Annotated in this window: 14 protein-coding genes; 8 read left to right on the plus strand and 6 right to left on the minus strand. The window is 51.7% G+C overall.

Going from position 1 to position 12229, the window contains the following annotated elements; genetic code table 11:
- Positions 1 to 39 precede the first annotated feature (39 nt).
- A complete protein-coding gene (locus tag ACQ0MK_RS05390; RefSeq protein WP_430475145.1) occupies positions 40 to 837 on the plus strand; it encodes an SAM hydrolase/SAM-dependent halogenase family protein in 798 nt (265 codons plus the stop codon).
- Positions 838 to 943: 106 nt separating this feature from the next.
- Complete coding sequence (locus ACQ0MK_RS05395) at positions 944 to 1768, plus strand: MBL fold metallo-hydrolase (RefSeq protein WP_430475146.1); 825 nt, start codon at positions 944 to 946, stop codon at positions 1766 to 1768.
- Positions 1769 to 1837: 69 nt separating this feature from the next.
- On the opposite strand, the gene ACQ0MK_RS05400 is transcribed toward ACQ0MK_RS05395, so the two are convergent.
- Positions 1838 to 2530, minus strand: coding sequence for an OmpA/MotB family protein (locus tag ACQ0MK_RS05400; protein ID WP_430475147.1), 693 nt, complete (start codon positions 2528 to 2530; stop codon positions 1838 to 1840).
- Between the two features lie 11 nt (positions 2531 to 2541).
- On the minus strand, positions 2542 to 3336 hold the full coding sequence (locus ACQ0MK_RS05405) for a motility protein A (RefSeq protein ID WP_430475148.1): 795 nt from the start codon (positions 3334 to 3336) through the stop codon (positions 2542 to 2544).
- Between the two features lie 325 nt (positions 3337 to 3661).
- On the opposite strand from ACQ0MK_RS05405, the gene ACQ0MK_RS05410 reads away from it, so the two are divergent.
- The 5 genes from ACQ0MK_RS05410 to ACQ0MK_RS05430 all read left to right on the plus strand — a co-directional run bounded on the left by ACQ0MK_RS05410 (position 3662) and on the right by ACQ0MK_RS05430 (position 6389).
- On the plus strand, positions 3662 to 3925 hold the full coding sequence (locus ACQ0MK_RS05410) for a hypothetical protein (protein ID WP_430475149.1): 264 nt from the start codon (positions 3662 to 3664) through the stop codon (positions 3923 to 3925).
- 308 nt (positions 3926 to 4233) lie between these two features.
- Complete coding sequence (locus ACQ0MK_RS05415; protein WP_350042294.1) at positions 4234 to 4467, plus strand: hypothetical protein; 234 nt, start codon at positions 4234 to 4236, stop codon at positions 4465 to 4467.
- 157 nt (positions 4468 to 4624) lie between these two features.
- Complete coding sequence (locus ACQ0MK_RS05420) at positions 4625 to 5152, plus strand: adenine phosphoribosyltransferase (RefSeq protein WP_430475150.1); 528 nt, start codon at positions 4625 to 4627, stop codon at positions 5150 to 5152.
- A 116-nt stretch (positions 5153 to 5268) separates the two neighbouring features.
- Positions 5269 to 5715 carry a hypothetical protein gene (locus ACQ0MK_RS05425; protein WP_430475151.1) on the plus strand — a complete coding sequence of 149 codons (447 nt, stop codon included), beginning with the start codon at positions 5269 to 5271 and terminating at the stop codon, positions 5713 to 5715.
- 131 nt (positions 5716 to 5846) lie between these two features.
- Complete coding sequence (locus ACQ0MK_RS05430) at positions 5847 to 6389, plus strand: Panacea domain-containing protein (RefSeq protein ID WP_430475152.1); 543 nt, start codon at positions 5847 to 5849, stop codon at positions 6387 to 6389.
- Positions 6390 to 6480: 91 nt separating this feature from the next.
- On the opposite strand, the gene ACQ0MK_RS05435 is transcribed toward ACQ0MK_RS05430, so the two are convergent.
- Both ACQ0MK_RS05435 and ACQ0MK_RS05440 read right to left on the minus strand, forming a co-directional pair.
- Positions 6481 to 7521: a ChaN family lipoprotein gene (locus ACQ0MK_RS05435; protein WP_430475153.1), complete on the minus strand. Its 1041-nt coding sequence runs from the start codon at positions 7519 to 7521 to the stop codon at positions 6481 to 6483.
- Between the two features lie 35 nt (positions 7522 to 7556).
- Positions 7557 to 8711, minus strand: coding sequence for a trans-sulfuration enzyme family protein (locus ACQ0MK_RS05440; RefSeq protein WP_430475154.1), 1155 nt, complete (start codon positions 8709 to 8711; stop codon positions 7557 to 7559).
- A gap of 103 nt (positions 8712 to 8814) precedes the next feature.
- Between ACQ0MK_RS05440 and ACQ0MK_RS05445 the strand changes: the two genes are divergently transcribed.
- Positions 8815 to 10128 (plus strand): NAD(P)/FAD-dependent oxidoreductase, encoded by a 1314-nt coding sequence (locus ACQ0MK_RS05445; RefSeq protein WP_430475155.1) that lies wholly within the window; start codon positions 8815 to 8817, stop codon positions 10126 to 10128.
- Positions 10129 to 10160: 32 nt separating this feature from the next.
- Here ACQ0MK_RS05445 and ACQ0MK_RS05450 read toward each other — a convergent pair whose 3' ends face one another.
- Both ACQ0MK_RS05450 and ACQ0MK_RS05455 read right to left on the minus strand, forming a co-directional pair.
- Positions 10161 to 11012 carry an EamA family transporter gene (locus ACQ0MK_RS05450; protein WP_430475156.1) on the minus strand — a complete coding sequence of 284 codons (852 nt, stop codon included), beginning with the start codon at positions 11010 to 11012 and terminating at the stop codon, positions 10161 to 10163.
- 97 nt (positions 11013 to 11109) lie between these two features.
- Complete coding sequence (locus ACQ0MK_RS05455) at positions 11110 to 12162, minus strand: MBL fold metallo-hydrolase (protein ID WP_430475157.1); 1053 nt, start codon at positions 12160 to 12162, stop codon at positions 11110 to 11112.
- Between the last annotated feature and the right edge of the window lie 67 nt (positions 12163 to 12229).

Genomic DNA, 12229 nt, shown 5'->3' on the forward strand with positions numbered 1-12229 from the left:
GACCCTATATAAAGATCAAAGCAATGCCGGTGGGGACGAATGGTTGCCACCGGCATTGTTGTTTCTAAATGGGTTTGGCCCCTGAAACTTTGGGATATCCTGATCGAGATGATTTTTATCTTTAGCGATTTTGGTGTGAACGGCCCCTATAGCGGAACAATGCGATCGGTTGTGATGCGCAATGCGCCGGACATTTCAGTGGTCGATTTAATGGTTGATGCCCCGGATCGAAATCCCAAGGCATCAAGCTATTTACTTGCTGCATTAAAACGCGAATTCGCGCCCGGTGACGTGGTGCTGGCTGTTGTTGATCCCGGTGTCGGCAGTGACCGCAAGGGGCTTGTGGTCGAAGTGGACGGGGTTTTCTATGTCGGCCCGGATAATGGATTGTTTGAAATGATTATCCGCAATGGCAAAGACGTCACCTTGCGCTGCATTGATTGGGTGCCTGATGATGTATCAGCCAGTTTTCATGGGCGCGATATTTTTGGTCCGGTGGCAGCGTGGTGTGCCACCGGTCGGGACTACTCATCGCGTCCTTTGGATGTTTCAGAACGGTTCAAAGATGGTCAATCCTGGCCCGATGCGCTTGCCGAGGTGATTTATATCGATACCTATGGCAACCTGATGACCGGGTTGTGTGGCAAAGACATGCAAGAAAATCTGATCGTTCATGATCATGTCTTGCCAAAGGCACGTACATTCTCTGACGTTCAATTGGGGGAAGGTTTTCATTACTGTAATTCGATCGGCCTTTGCGAAGTCGCAGTTAATTGCGGGCGGGCAGATCGGGTCTTTGACGCTGTGATCGGAACACCGGTTTCGATAGGGGATTGAGTGATCTACAATCCATGATTGGATTGTCTGGATTAAATGCTATCTTTCAAAGATGTTACAGCAATGATCGATATCGAACTGTCAATGCATGCTCGAGGTCTGTTGAATGACGATTGAGGTTAAGTTCTGGGGAGTCCGCGGGAGTATTGCGTGCCCGTCTCCCGATCATGTGGTGTATGGCGGCAATACAAGCTGCCTTGAAATGCGGATTAACGATCAGGTGCTGATCTTTGATGCGGGTACAGGGATCCGTAACCTTGGCAAGGATCTAATCCGCCGCAAGGTGACCGAGGCGACCATCTTCCTGACCCATACCCATTGGGATCATATTAATGGCTTTCCGTTCTTTGTGCCCGCCTATAACCCGGATGCTTCCTTTCGCGTGATGGCGGGGCATTTGACGGCTCAAGGTGGTGTCGAACGGGTGTTTTCGGCGCAGATGGCCGATCCGACATTTCCTGTGCCGCTTTCTGCAATGAAATCCCGCCTAAGATTTGAAGATTTCAAGGTCGGGGATGAACTGTATCCGGGCGAAGGTATCGTGATTAAAACCGCACCTTTGCGCCACCCGAATGGGGCAACTGCCTTTCGCGTGGAATATGGTGGCAACGCGGTTTGTTTTGTGACCGATACCGAACACGAACCAGACAAGCCTGATCAGATTATCCTGGAATTCATTCAGAATGCCGATCTGGTGATTTATGACAGCACCTACACCGATGAAGAATTCCCACAGAAAGTCGGCTGGGGCCATTCAACATGGCAGGAAGGTATTCGTTTGTGTCGGGCGGCCAATGCCAAAAAACTGGCCCTGTTCCATCATGACCCGGATCATAACGATGCTGCGATGACCGTGATTGAACAAAAGGCAAGGTCAGTCTGGTCCGGTGCCTTTGCCGCCCGCGATGAAATGGTTTTGCGTATTGAATAGAATTAAGGGGCCAGTATATGGCCCCTTAATGCGGTTGTCAGATGACAACGGGTGGCCGCGCCGCCAGCATTAGAAGACGCGGGAATATTTCGGGAATATCCGGATTTCTATTCGCCGGTTTACTTCGCGGTTTTCCGGGATCGGATTGCCGAAATCATCGTTGTTTGGTAGTTTCGGTTTGGTGTCGCCATACGAAATGGCCCGCATTCGTTTCTGAGCAGGATCAACGCCCAAGGCACCAAAGAACCGTACAACCGCAATCGCACGACCGGATGCCAGTTCCCAGTTTGACGGGAAACGTGGCGAGCTGATCGGGCTGTCATCGGTGTGGCCGGTAACTTCAATCTGAAAGCCCAGATAACGCGGTTCCTTTAAAAGGTCGGCGACGTCTTTTAGGAAGGGTACGGCGTCTTTGATCAGATTGGCCGATCCGGGCTGAAAGAACGACCCGCTGCCCATTTCCATCAGAATGCCTTCATCATCGGTCGAAACATTGACCGCACTGTCCATCGCCATATTGAAAACAGTATCGCGCAGATCGGTTTCAAGGATTTGGGTCGGGCGAATAATTTCACGTTTCCCGATCTGTTCGGCAATACCGGCTTGTACTTTTTCAAAGACCGGGAGTTCGACCTTTGAAAAGCTGACCAGCATGACGAAAAAGGCCATCAGCAGGGTGATGGCATCGGCATAGGTTGCCAGCCAATCCTCGTTGACTTCTTCTTCCTTGACGGGCTGCATGCCTTTATTGCGGCGTGCCATGACGGTATCCCTTATTTCGCAGACTTATCGATATTGAAGTGAATGGCCGGGTCCAAGAATGAATTCATCCTGTCCTGAATGGCGCGCGGACCCTTGCGGTCGGCCAGCATGATTAAACCTTCGGCGATTAGGTAATTGCGAAACCGCATGATTTCTTCACGCTGCTGGATCTTGCTGGCAGCCGGCATAAAGAAGAACCGCGCAGCAACAATCCCGTAAAGGGTCGTGATCAACGCAATCGCCAGACCTGCACCCAATGATGTTGGGTCATCGGCCATTTTATCAAGCATGATCACAAGACCAACCAACGTCCCGATCATACCAAATGCCGGTGCGGCAGCCGCCATGCTTTTAAGAATTGAAACAGGTACGAGGTTACGGCTGAACGAATTATCAATTGCGTTGTGGAGCATTTCGGCGGTCTCTTCGCCGTCATATCCGGTGATGACCACTTCCATCGCCCAGCCAAGAAATGGCTCGTCCTTGCCAACACGTTCGGCTTCTTGTTCCAGGGCATTGATGCCCTTTTTCTGAAGAATGTAACCCCATTTGACGACCCGGCCGACTTCACCAGTCAGTTGTCCGCGGCCCATCTGGGGGGCACGAAAAATCTTGAAAATAAGTTTTAAAGCAAGCAGCACATAGCGTGCTTCGTAGGCAATAAAGGTCGCGGCAAGTGTTCCGCCAATGACCATCAATGCGCTAGAAAGGCTGACAAAGACCAAATAGTTATCGGTCGAAATGAATATCGAGCCAATGAACAATCCAAGGCCAACCATAATGCCCAAAATCGTCGTAAACGACATTGTATCCCAAATCCCCCGGTGTCGTCGCAAGCCTCATCGTGTCGAATATTTATCTTCACGACAAGTTTATACATAAGCAGTCTTTCATTTTTACATAAGAATAGGCCTGTAAAATATTGCTGTGAGGTTAATTCTCTGCTCAATTCACAGCTAAAGTAGCATTCCGACATGCAAGGTCGATTTGGCAGTGGGGGTGCGCGATCAGCATTTGTTTGATTTCCTGCGATGCGTCGCATTCCGGCGGCACTTGTCACGAGGCCGTCAAACAGGCATAACCACCCGGAAATTTTAGCCCGAAATCACATCCAATATACAGGACAAGGTGATGACGCTTTCCTATAGCGATACCCGTAAAAAGCTTGATCAGGTCACCGCGGAAATGCTCGAGCTGATCCGCAAATATGATCTTGATGCAGCAAGCCCGTTTGATGTGATCAAAGTCGCGCGTACGAAGATCACGGACCAGAACGATTATATCCGCTTTCTCGAACTGTCCTTGGAAGGGCGCATCTACGGCGAATATGGCGATGCTCTGCAAAAGCAGATCGATGAACAGGCCAAAGTCGAAGCGGCCAAAAAGCTGAACTAGGGAGTTTGGCAAAACTGCCCGATTGATGAAATCAACGGCCTGCCATCCGTGAAGGAAGGCGGGCCGTTTTATATGGATATTAGAACCTAATTTGGCGGTTTTGTTCTAATGTCAGGAAGTTCTAATTTTGCGGTGTTTTACAATTTAGGCAGCTTGTCACAAAATCTTCCTGATCTTGTCACCGTGCTGCAGTTGAGTGGTCATGAACATCGGACTATATGGCTGCTGTAACAGATGCACTGAAAAACAGAGCATCACTTTTCGGGGGATAATCCGCCGAAAACCAAACGAGCAACAGGATGGCTGACATGGAAAAGAGTTATGTCCAGACTCTGATGGAAGTCGAAAAAGTATTCGGTCAAATCAATGACCATGATTATCGCCTTTACCGGGCTGTCTGGGGAAACCGACAGGCCGCACAGTCAGGTCTTTCGCGCGGAAGTCGTGCGGAAATCAGCAAAAAGCTGGCGAATGATTTTGTCGTTGCTGCGAAGCCCGCCAGAACGGCAATCGTTCGCGGGACAACACTATACGCGGCTTAAACTCAATCGGGATGTCTAGCAAGGCATCCAACGCGGATGTGCCTTGCCAACTTGAGCGGTTTCAGGCATTCAAGTGTCGCCGAATGTAAGCAGGCTGTGCTCAGCGCTGGCTTGTGATTGCATCGGGTGTGCACCTGAAATCTGGCCGGAGTATCCCATGTCGATTAAGTCGTTGATCCGTACCATTCCTGATTACCCGAAAAAGGGAATCATGTTTCGCGATATCACGACCCTGTTCGAAGACCCCGAAGGTCTGCGGGACGTGATCGACAGCTTTGCCTCCGAATTTCAGGACCAGAAGATCGATATGATTGCCGGGATCGAAGCCCGTGGCTTTGTCATTGGTCCGGCAGTCGCCCTTGCCCTTGGTATCGGGTTTGTCACCATCCGCAAAAAGGGCAAATTGCCCGGCGAAACCATTGGTGTCGAGTACGATCTGGAATACGGATCAGACGTCATTGAAATCCACAAGGATGCGATCAAACTGGGAAGCCGTGTTTTAATCATGGATGACCTGATTGCAACTGGCGGAACAGCACTTGCCGCGATTGAGCTGATTGAAAAAGTCGGCGCAGAAGTCGCTGGCTGCGCCTTTATCATTGATTTACCCGACCTTGGTGGTGCCAAAAAAATCCGCGATCGTGGTGTTGATGAATTCCATCTGGTTGAATTCGAAGGCGATTAATCACAGCATAAAATTGGTGTTTTTCGAATTTACTGCCGTTTTGTGCGATTTTGATGTATAATCCCTGAGTTGAATTGGGTTTCACCGTTTGCCGCCCGGCGGCAAGGCAGAGAAAGATGATTGCACCGATCCAGACCACACAGAATGTTTCCCAAGTCAGCCAGTATGGCCGTCTTGCGGCTGCTGGTGCGCGCGGTGTGGCGACGGTTGATCGCAACAGCCCGGTCGAAGCATCTTCTCAGCACTATACCTATAATCCTGATGAAGACGGGATTTTGTTCAACGCCTATATCGATGGCAAGAACAAACGCCAACCCGGTCAAGGCAATCATGGTGATCAGAAAGATCAGCGTGCAGAACAGCGAAATCTGTCTGCTGCGCGTCGGTCAAGTGATCGCGACGGGGCGGTCGAGGCAACAAGTGGCGAAGATTTTGCCAGCATGCTTGATCCGTCAATCCCGTTTAATTTGTCGGTCAATAGCGGGGCGTCGTTCTACGCAGTGGTGAATGCTGTGACTCATGGTTTGGGCATACGCGGCACACAGCTTGACGCCAGCGTCTAGCGCATTTTGTCTGCGCCATCCGGGCTGTTCCTGATCCCGAAATTTCTGAAAAATTATCTGTGATGCTTGTTGGTATTTGCCATAGGCCGTATGATTGCTGATCATCGTCACGTCAGACCATCAGGCATAGCATGCAGAACAAGCCGGTCCTTCACACGGTATTCGAAGCCGCTTTCAGATTTATCGACCTTGCCCTGAACGACAACGAATATCTGCAGCCGCAGAAGCTGCACCGTTTGTTGTATCTTGCCCAAGCCTATTACGGGGCGAATTACCACAGCAATATGCTGATGCCGGCCATTTTTGTTGCCGAAGAATTCGGGCCGGTTGAACCCAATCTGTATGCGGTGATGGAAGAATGCCGTCCTGATGTCCGTCTCAAGGCGATTGATCCGAAAACCACCCACTTCCTTGAAAGCATCTGGTCGCAGTTTGGTCACCATACTGTCGAACATCTCAGCATGACCGTGCGCAATCACCCGCCATTTACCAAGGCCTATAAAGAAGGGCTGGGAACGATTATTCCCTATGACGAACTGGTTGATTTCTATGCCTCGGTCCGCAAGACCGCAAACACACCCGAAGCAAAAGAAGTCGTGCGCCCACGTGTGATGCGTTCGCACAGCGGAAAGCCCGTTGCAACAACCGACTGGCTGCCGCGCCGGATCAAATAAGATCAACTAAAGCATGTTGCATTTAAGATCTGAAACTTTCCGAAAAACCGAAAACCGTTTTGCGTGCCCCAACGTGGCGCAAGAACGGGGTTTATTGCCCGATGGTCATGTCAGTGCAGGGATCACCGCGCACAATATCGTTGGTAAACCACATAAAATCAATGTCATCAATGGCACCGAACCGCATGGCATAATCTGAAATGCTAGATGGTGTATCGCTTGGGTCGTCGGCCTCGATCAGGCTGATGACCGCGATGTCTTGGTCATCAAGGTCCGCATCAAATCGTTGCAAGTGCCACGGGACGGCAATTGTATTTCGGACATGCATGGCCCCGGCAATCAGAAACGCACCCTGTGTGTTTTCAACTTCGCTTGCATCATACATGGCACGGGCAAGCGACGCATCACGGGCGAATTGCACGGTTGAAAATCCGCCCAGCATGCTTTCGGGCAGCATATTGCAATGATTTTCGGCAATCTCGACGTTAAAGCGTTCAAGAATGTCCTTGGGGACTTTCGGCAAAGCCAGTTGATTTGAAAGATCATCGGGCAGGGCGGAAACGCCGTCTGAAATCATCGGGCGCAGAACGTCTTCGGGCAGGTTTCCGGCAATCATCGGCAGATTGTTGTCTTTGGCTGCCTGGGCAATTGGGGCGTAGTCATGCCATAATGGCCATCCGCGATTATCCCAATCAAGTGCCGGGCCAAGGTCGGATGCCGGAAGTTCCTGCCAGTTCTGATCAAGGGACTCTTGCTGATCACGGGTGAACATTTCCCAGATCACCGCCCGATGACGTTGATCAGCCTGACTTAGGGCCGCGACCAACTGGGCTTGATGATGATGATGGATCGGGTTGTCATGCTTTTCTCCGATCAGAATGTATTTCCGATCCATCAGGCGGCGGACAAATTCATCAAACAGAATGTATTCGCCTGCCTGCACATCAAAAATCAGTCCCGGTGCCGGGGGTAGGGCATTGAAATCCAGTATCTCGCGGTCTGTGCTTTTGACCTCATCCGCATGGGATAAATGCGGGATTCCCGCCAGAAGGACAGTCGAGGCCACAACCCAAACACCGACATTGCAGGGCAATGATCGTGTAAGGAACCACGCGCTAGGTTGCTTTGGCATCGACTGTTTAATTCCTGACTGCTTATAGGTGTAAGCTACTTGCTTAACTGCAGGGCTGTTTCCAGGTCGTTAACAAGATCATTTACATCTTCGATGCCCACAGACAGTCGCAGCAAGTCAGCCGGAACAGGGCTTGTTGGCCCTTCGACGGAGGATCGATGCTCAATCAGGCTTTCAACCCCGCCAAGCGATGTCGCGCGTTTGAACAGTTTGCATTGGTTATGGAAATCAACGGCGCGTTTTTCACCGCCTTTAACCCGGATCGACAACATGCCACCAAATCCACCACGCATTTGTTTTTTCGCAATGTCATGACCGACATGGCTTTCAAGTCCGGGATACTGGATCTGTTCGATTTCGGGGTGGTTTTCAAAATGCCTGGCAATCGTCATTGCGGTCGCACAGGCGCGTTCAACACGGACTGAAAGTGTGCGCATCCCGCGCAGCAAAAGCCATGTTTCAAATACACCCAAAACAGCACCGCCTGATGCGTGCTGTTTACAAACACGTTGCCAGAATTCGCTATCCTTGGCAGTGGTCAATGACCCTGCCAATACATCACTGTGGCCATTAAGGTATTTGGTGGCCGAATGCATGACGATATCAGCACCAAAATCAATCGGGCGGGTCAAAAGCGGGGTCGCAACCGTGTTATCAACGACAACCTGTGCGCCGGCCTTACGGGCAATGGCGGCAACTGCGGCAATGTCGGTGATCTGCCAATCGGGATTGGCCGGGGTTTCAAGCCAGACCATCTTGGTCTTGCCGGGTTTAATATGCTGATCCCACTGATCGATATCGCCATTATCGACAAAATCAAACAAAAGACCGGCCCGCACACCACTATCAAGCATGAAGCTGCGCAGCGCCCAATACATCACCTTGGGCGCGACCACATGATCGCCAGGGTTCAGCGCATGCAAAACGGCAACGGCGGCTGCCATGCCTGATGCGAACAGGCGGGTTTCAACCCCGCCTTCAAGGGCATTCAGAACTTCGCAGGTTTGATCATAGGTCGGGTTGTCCGCACGGGTATAGCAACGCCCGTCATGGTAGCTAAGGTCTGTATTGCGTTCGAACGTCGTCGATGGATAAAGCGGCGGTGTAACCGAACGGGTTGCGTCATCGACCCAACCAAGGGCCTGTGCGGTAAGTGTAGCCGGGGATTGTTTTTGTGTCTGATCAGACATGGTGGCACCTGATTATGTTGAGATTTGTTGGCGCGCAACATAACTTGGTTCGCGCCACACGCCAAATCGAAAACCGCATATCCAAGCTTCTGAAAGTCCCCACATGACGAATTACCCTGAAATTACCCTGCCAAGCGAATGTGACGTTGTTGTTATTGGCGGCGGCATTCATGGCGCTTCAAGTGCCTATTACCTGACCAAGGCGGGCATGAAGGTCGTTCTTTTGGAAAAGGACACCGTTGCTTCGCAACAGTCTGGTCGCGCATGGGGGTTCGTGCGCCAACAAGGCCGTGATCCGGTCGAACTGCCCTTGATGATGGAATGTAACCGCATCTGGCAGGGGCTGGAAAAGGAACTGAATGCCGACCTAGAATGGCGTCAGGGCGGGGTTTTGTTTGTTGCCCGTGATGATTCTGAAATGTCCGATTTCGAACACTGGATCGAAGAAACCAAGGGATTTGGCATCGAAACCCAGGTTCTTGATCCAAAAGGGGTCGCAAAAATTACGCCGGGCATTACCAAACCGGGCGTTGGCGGGATTTACACCCCATCAGATGGTCAGGCAGAACCGAAAAAGGCCGCACCGGCGATTGCCAAACGTGCCCGTGAATTGGGGGCTGTTATTGCCGAGGGATGCGGTGCGCTTTCAATTGAAACAGAGGCGGGCGCAATCAGCTCGGTCGTGTCTGAACGCGGCGAGATTAAATGCAAATACGTGATTTGTGCGGCCGGGGCTGCCACCCATAAATTCGTCGCCCAACTTGGCCGCCGTTTGCCACAGCAAACCACACGTGGCACGGTTATTCGAACAACGCCGGTCCCCGACATTTCCGCCGCGGGCACATTGGCCTCGGGCCTTGCGTTTCGGCAACGGACCGACGGGTCAATGAACATCGCCGATGAATTCATGACCGATATTGATCTGACCTTGGGGCGGTTTAAATATGCCAAGGCGTTTGCGCCGGGGCTGTTTGACAATTGGGCGACGTTCAAGTTTCACCTGAACAAGCGCTTCCTTGACGATATCGTTGATCGCCTGCCGGGATCAGACGCAGCAAAACAGCCTTTGATTGGACGACGGACCAATCAGGCGGAACCCTATGAAGTGCGGGTCAGCAATGCGATGACCAACCTGCAAAAGGTTTTCCCGCAAATCAAGAAAGTCGGCATCGTTGATAAATGGGCGGGTGATATTGATGTCACCCCGGATGCCGTGCCGGTGATTGATCAGTTCGACAACCCCAAGCATTTCTTTGTTGCGACCGGTTTTTCCGGGCACGGTTTTGCTATGGGACCGGTGGTTGGTAAAGTGCTGGCGGACTGGATCACAACCGGACAACCATCGATCAGCCTTGCTGGGATGGAGCTGTCGCGGTTTGAAGACGGGTCTGTAAGACGGCCACGCACGCGGGTTTGACGGTCGGCTGAGGATGGCTTTGGCAGGGGCGGTTAGAGGCTGCGGCTCATACGCAGGATAATCGCCCCGCCCAAGGTCATCATGGTTGAGGACACCTTCACAAGGTTCAGCTTCTCGCCCATGAAAAACACCCCGATCAACAGGGCAAATACGATGCCGGTTTCGCGTAAGGCAACAACAAGCGGGATCGGGGCCTGGGTAAAGGCCCACATGACGGTGGCATAGGCAACAAAGGATGCTGTGCCGCCAACAAAGAAGACCTTTTTGCCCTTTTTGGCGATATCCAACATGATGCGCGGGCGCATGACGCAGGCAATGATGGCAAAGATCACAACATCGCCGATGGTCTGATAGGCATAGTAATCAAGCGCACTTCCGGCCAGTCGCGCACCGGTTCCATCCACCAGTGAATAACTGCTGATAAAACAACCCGTGATGATCGCGGCAATCGCCGCATTGCGATTGCGCATACCATCGGCTTGACGGGTAATGCACATGCTTAAGATCCCGACACCGATCACGAAAATCGCCATCCATTCACTGACTTGCAGCGTGACACCGAGAACCAGCACTGAAACCGCCGCAACAATCAACGGCGATGATCCACGGGCAATCGGATAGACCTGACTAAGATCACCCAGCCGATAAGCCAGAATTAAAAACAGCTGATAGCCAATATGAAGTCCGATGGAGCCGATCAGATAGGGCCAGCTTTCACGCGCAGGCACATCGACAAATGGAAGTAAGATCAGAACAATTGGCACATGGCCCAGCACGATGGCCGTCATGCTCATCAATTTGTCCGGGCCACCCTTGACCAATGCATTCCAAACGGCATGCATCAGGGCAGCACCCATTACGGCAAGAAAGACGGTCAAACTCATCGTGGGGCATCCGTGAAAGATGTTACGGTTTTGTGATGCGATCACGGATGTTTAGCACGCGGTTTGAAAAACGACCAAACTGATCTGATGGGGGCAGCTATGCCGGGGACGGGGTATGCTGGATGTTTGGCGATGTTGTCTGTTGGGGTTTTGCTTTACGCTCAAAGAACCGGGTTGCACCAATTGGCGGGGCGATGAAGTCATCCGACCCGATGCCGCTATCCTTGCAGGCCGATGCCAATCGGATTGGTGGTTCATCAACCGGTTCAGCCGTTAAAACAAACGTTCCCCAATGAATAGCAAGGGCCTGTTTCACGCCCATCACCTGCATGATCTGAACGGCTTCTTCGGGATTGCAATGGGCGTTGCGCATGAAATCGCGTGGATCATATGCCCCGATCGGGATCAGGCCGAAATCAATCCCGCCATGCTGTGCGCCAAGTTCATTAAACAGTGCCTCGTTCCAGCCGGTATCGCCAACAAAATAGAACCGGTAACCATCTGAAAATTCAAGGATATAGCCACCCCAAAGCATTTCCTTGCGGTCCTTGGTCGTACGGCTTGACCAATGGTTGGATGGGACATGGGTTATGGTCACGCCGGGATGGGAAAGCTGATCATCCCAATCCATTTCGTCATAGCGATCCGGCGTAATTCCGGCCTTTTCCAACAAAACCCCGTTTTTAAGCGGCAGGACATAGCGCGGTGCATTGCCAAGAATGGCCAAGCTTTCCAGATCGAAATGATCGTAATGATTGTGTGACAGCAACACCAGATCAAGCTTTGGCAACTGATCCATGGTCAAGCCAGGCTGGCTATAGCGCTTTGGGCCGATGCGTTTAAACGGCGATACGCGCTTGGAAAAGACGGGATCGGTCAGGATGTTCAATCCGCCATATTGCACCAGAACCGTGGCATGTCCAACCCATGTGACCTGAAGCCGGGTCGGATCAGGGTTGTGGATCGCGTCATGATCGGGCGTTTCGGTCGGGGTTTTGCCAGCCTGCTTGCTGGCCTTGGGCCAGTTGTCATCGCCAAAATAGCGCCGTTTCAAAAAACGCCAGAACGACCGTTTGACCGGATCGGGCAAAGGATGGCGGTTTTCAAACCCGGTTTCGGTGTGGTGCGCTGGTTTGTTTTTGATCTGCACGTGGCTTCCTGACGCTGATTGTGAATATGCCAATGAGATGTGGCATAATCCAAGGTAACCGCAAGGT

This window comes from Thalassospira lucentensis (assembly GCF_050516545.1).
In the GTDB taxonomy this organism is placed as follows: Bacteria; Pseudomonadota; Alphaproteobacteria; order Rhodospirillales; family Thalassospiraceae; genus Thalassospira; species Thalassospira lucentensis_C.

Excerpts from the sequence above, each read along its gene's own strand:
- ACQ0MK_RS05390 (WP_430475145.1), top strand. The coding sequence starts at position 40 with ATGGTTGCCACCGGCATTGTTGTTTCTAAATGGGTTTGGCCCCTGAAA.
- ACQ0MK_RS05395 (WP_430475146.1), top strand. The coding sequence starts at position 944 with ATGACGATTGAGGTTAAGTTCTGGGGAGTCCGCGGGAGTATTGCGTGC.
- ACQ0MK_RS05400 (WP_430475147.1), bottom strand. The coding sequence starts at position 2,530 with ATGGCACGCCGCAATAAAGGCATGCAGCCCGTCAAGGAAGAAGAAGTC.
- ACQ0MK_RS05405 (WP_430475148.1), bottom strand. The coding sequence starts at position 3,336 with ATGTCGTTTACGACGATTTTGGGCATTATGGTTGGCCTTGGATTGTTC.
- ACQ0MK_RS05410 (WP_430475149.1), top strand. The coding sequence starts at position 3,662 with ATGACGCTTTCCTATAGCGATACCCGTAAAAAGCTTGATCAGGTCACC.
- ACQ0MK_RS05415 (WP_350042294.1), top strand. The coding sequence starts at position 4,234 with ATGGAAAAGAGTTATGTCCAGACTCTGATGGAAGTCGAAAAAGTATTC.
- ACQ0MK_RS05420 (WP_430475150.1), top strand. The coding sequence starts at position 4,625 with ATGTCGATTAAGTCGTTGATCCGTACCATTCCTGATTACCCGAAAAAG.
- ACQ0MK_RS05425 (WP_430475151.1), top strand. The coding sequence starts at position 5,269 with ATGATTGCACCGATCCAGACCACACAGAATGTTTCCCAAGTCAGCCAG.
- ACQ0MK_RS05430 (WP_430475152.1), top strand. The coding sequence starts at position 5,847 with ATGCAGAACAAGCCGGTCCTTCACACGGTATTCGAAGCCGCTTTCAGA.
- ACQ0MK_RS05435 (WP_430475153.1), bottom strand. The coding sequence starts at position 7,521 with ATGCCAAAGCAACCTAGCGCGTGGTTCCTTACACGATCATTGCCCTGC.
- ACQ0MK_RS05440 (WP_430475154.1), bottom strand. The coding sequence starts at position 8,711 with ATGTCTGATCAGACACAAAAACAATCCCCGGCTACACTTACCGCACAG.
- ACQ0MK_RS05445 (WP_430475155.1), top strand. The coding sequence starts at position 8,815 with ATGACGAATTACCCTGAAATTACCCTGCCAAGCGAATGTGACGTTGTT.
- ACQ0MK_RS05450 (WP_430475156.1), bottom strand. The coding sequence starts at position 11,012 with ATGAGTTTGACCGTCTTTCTTGCCGTAATGGGTGCTGCCCTGATGCAT.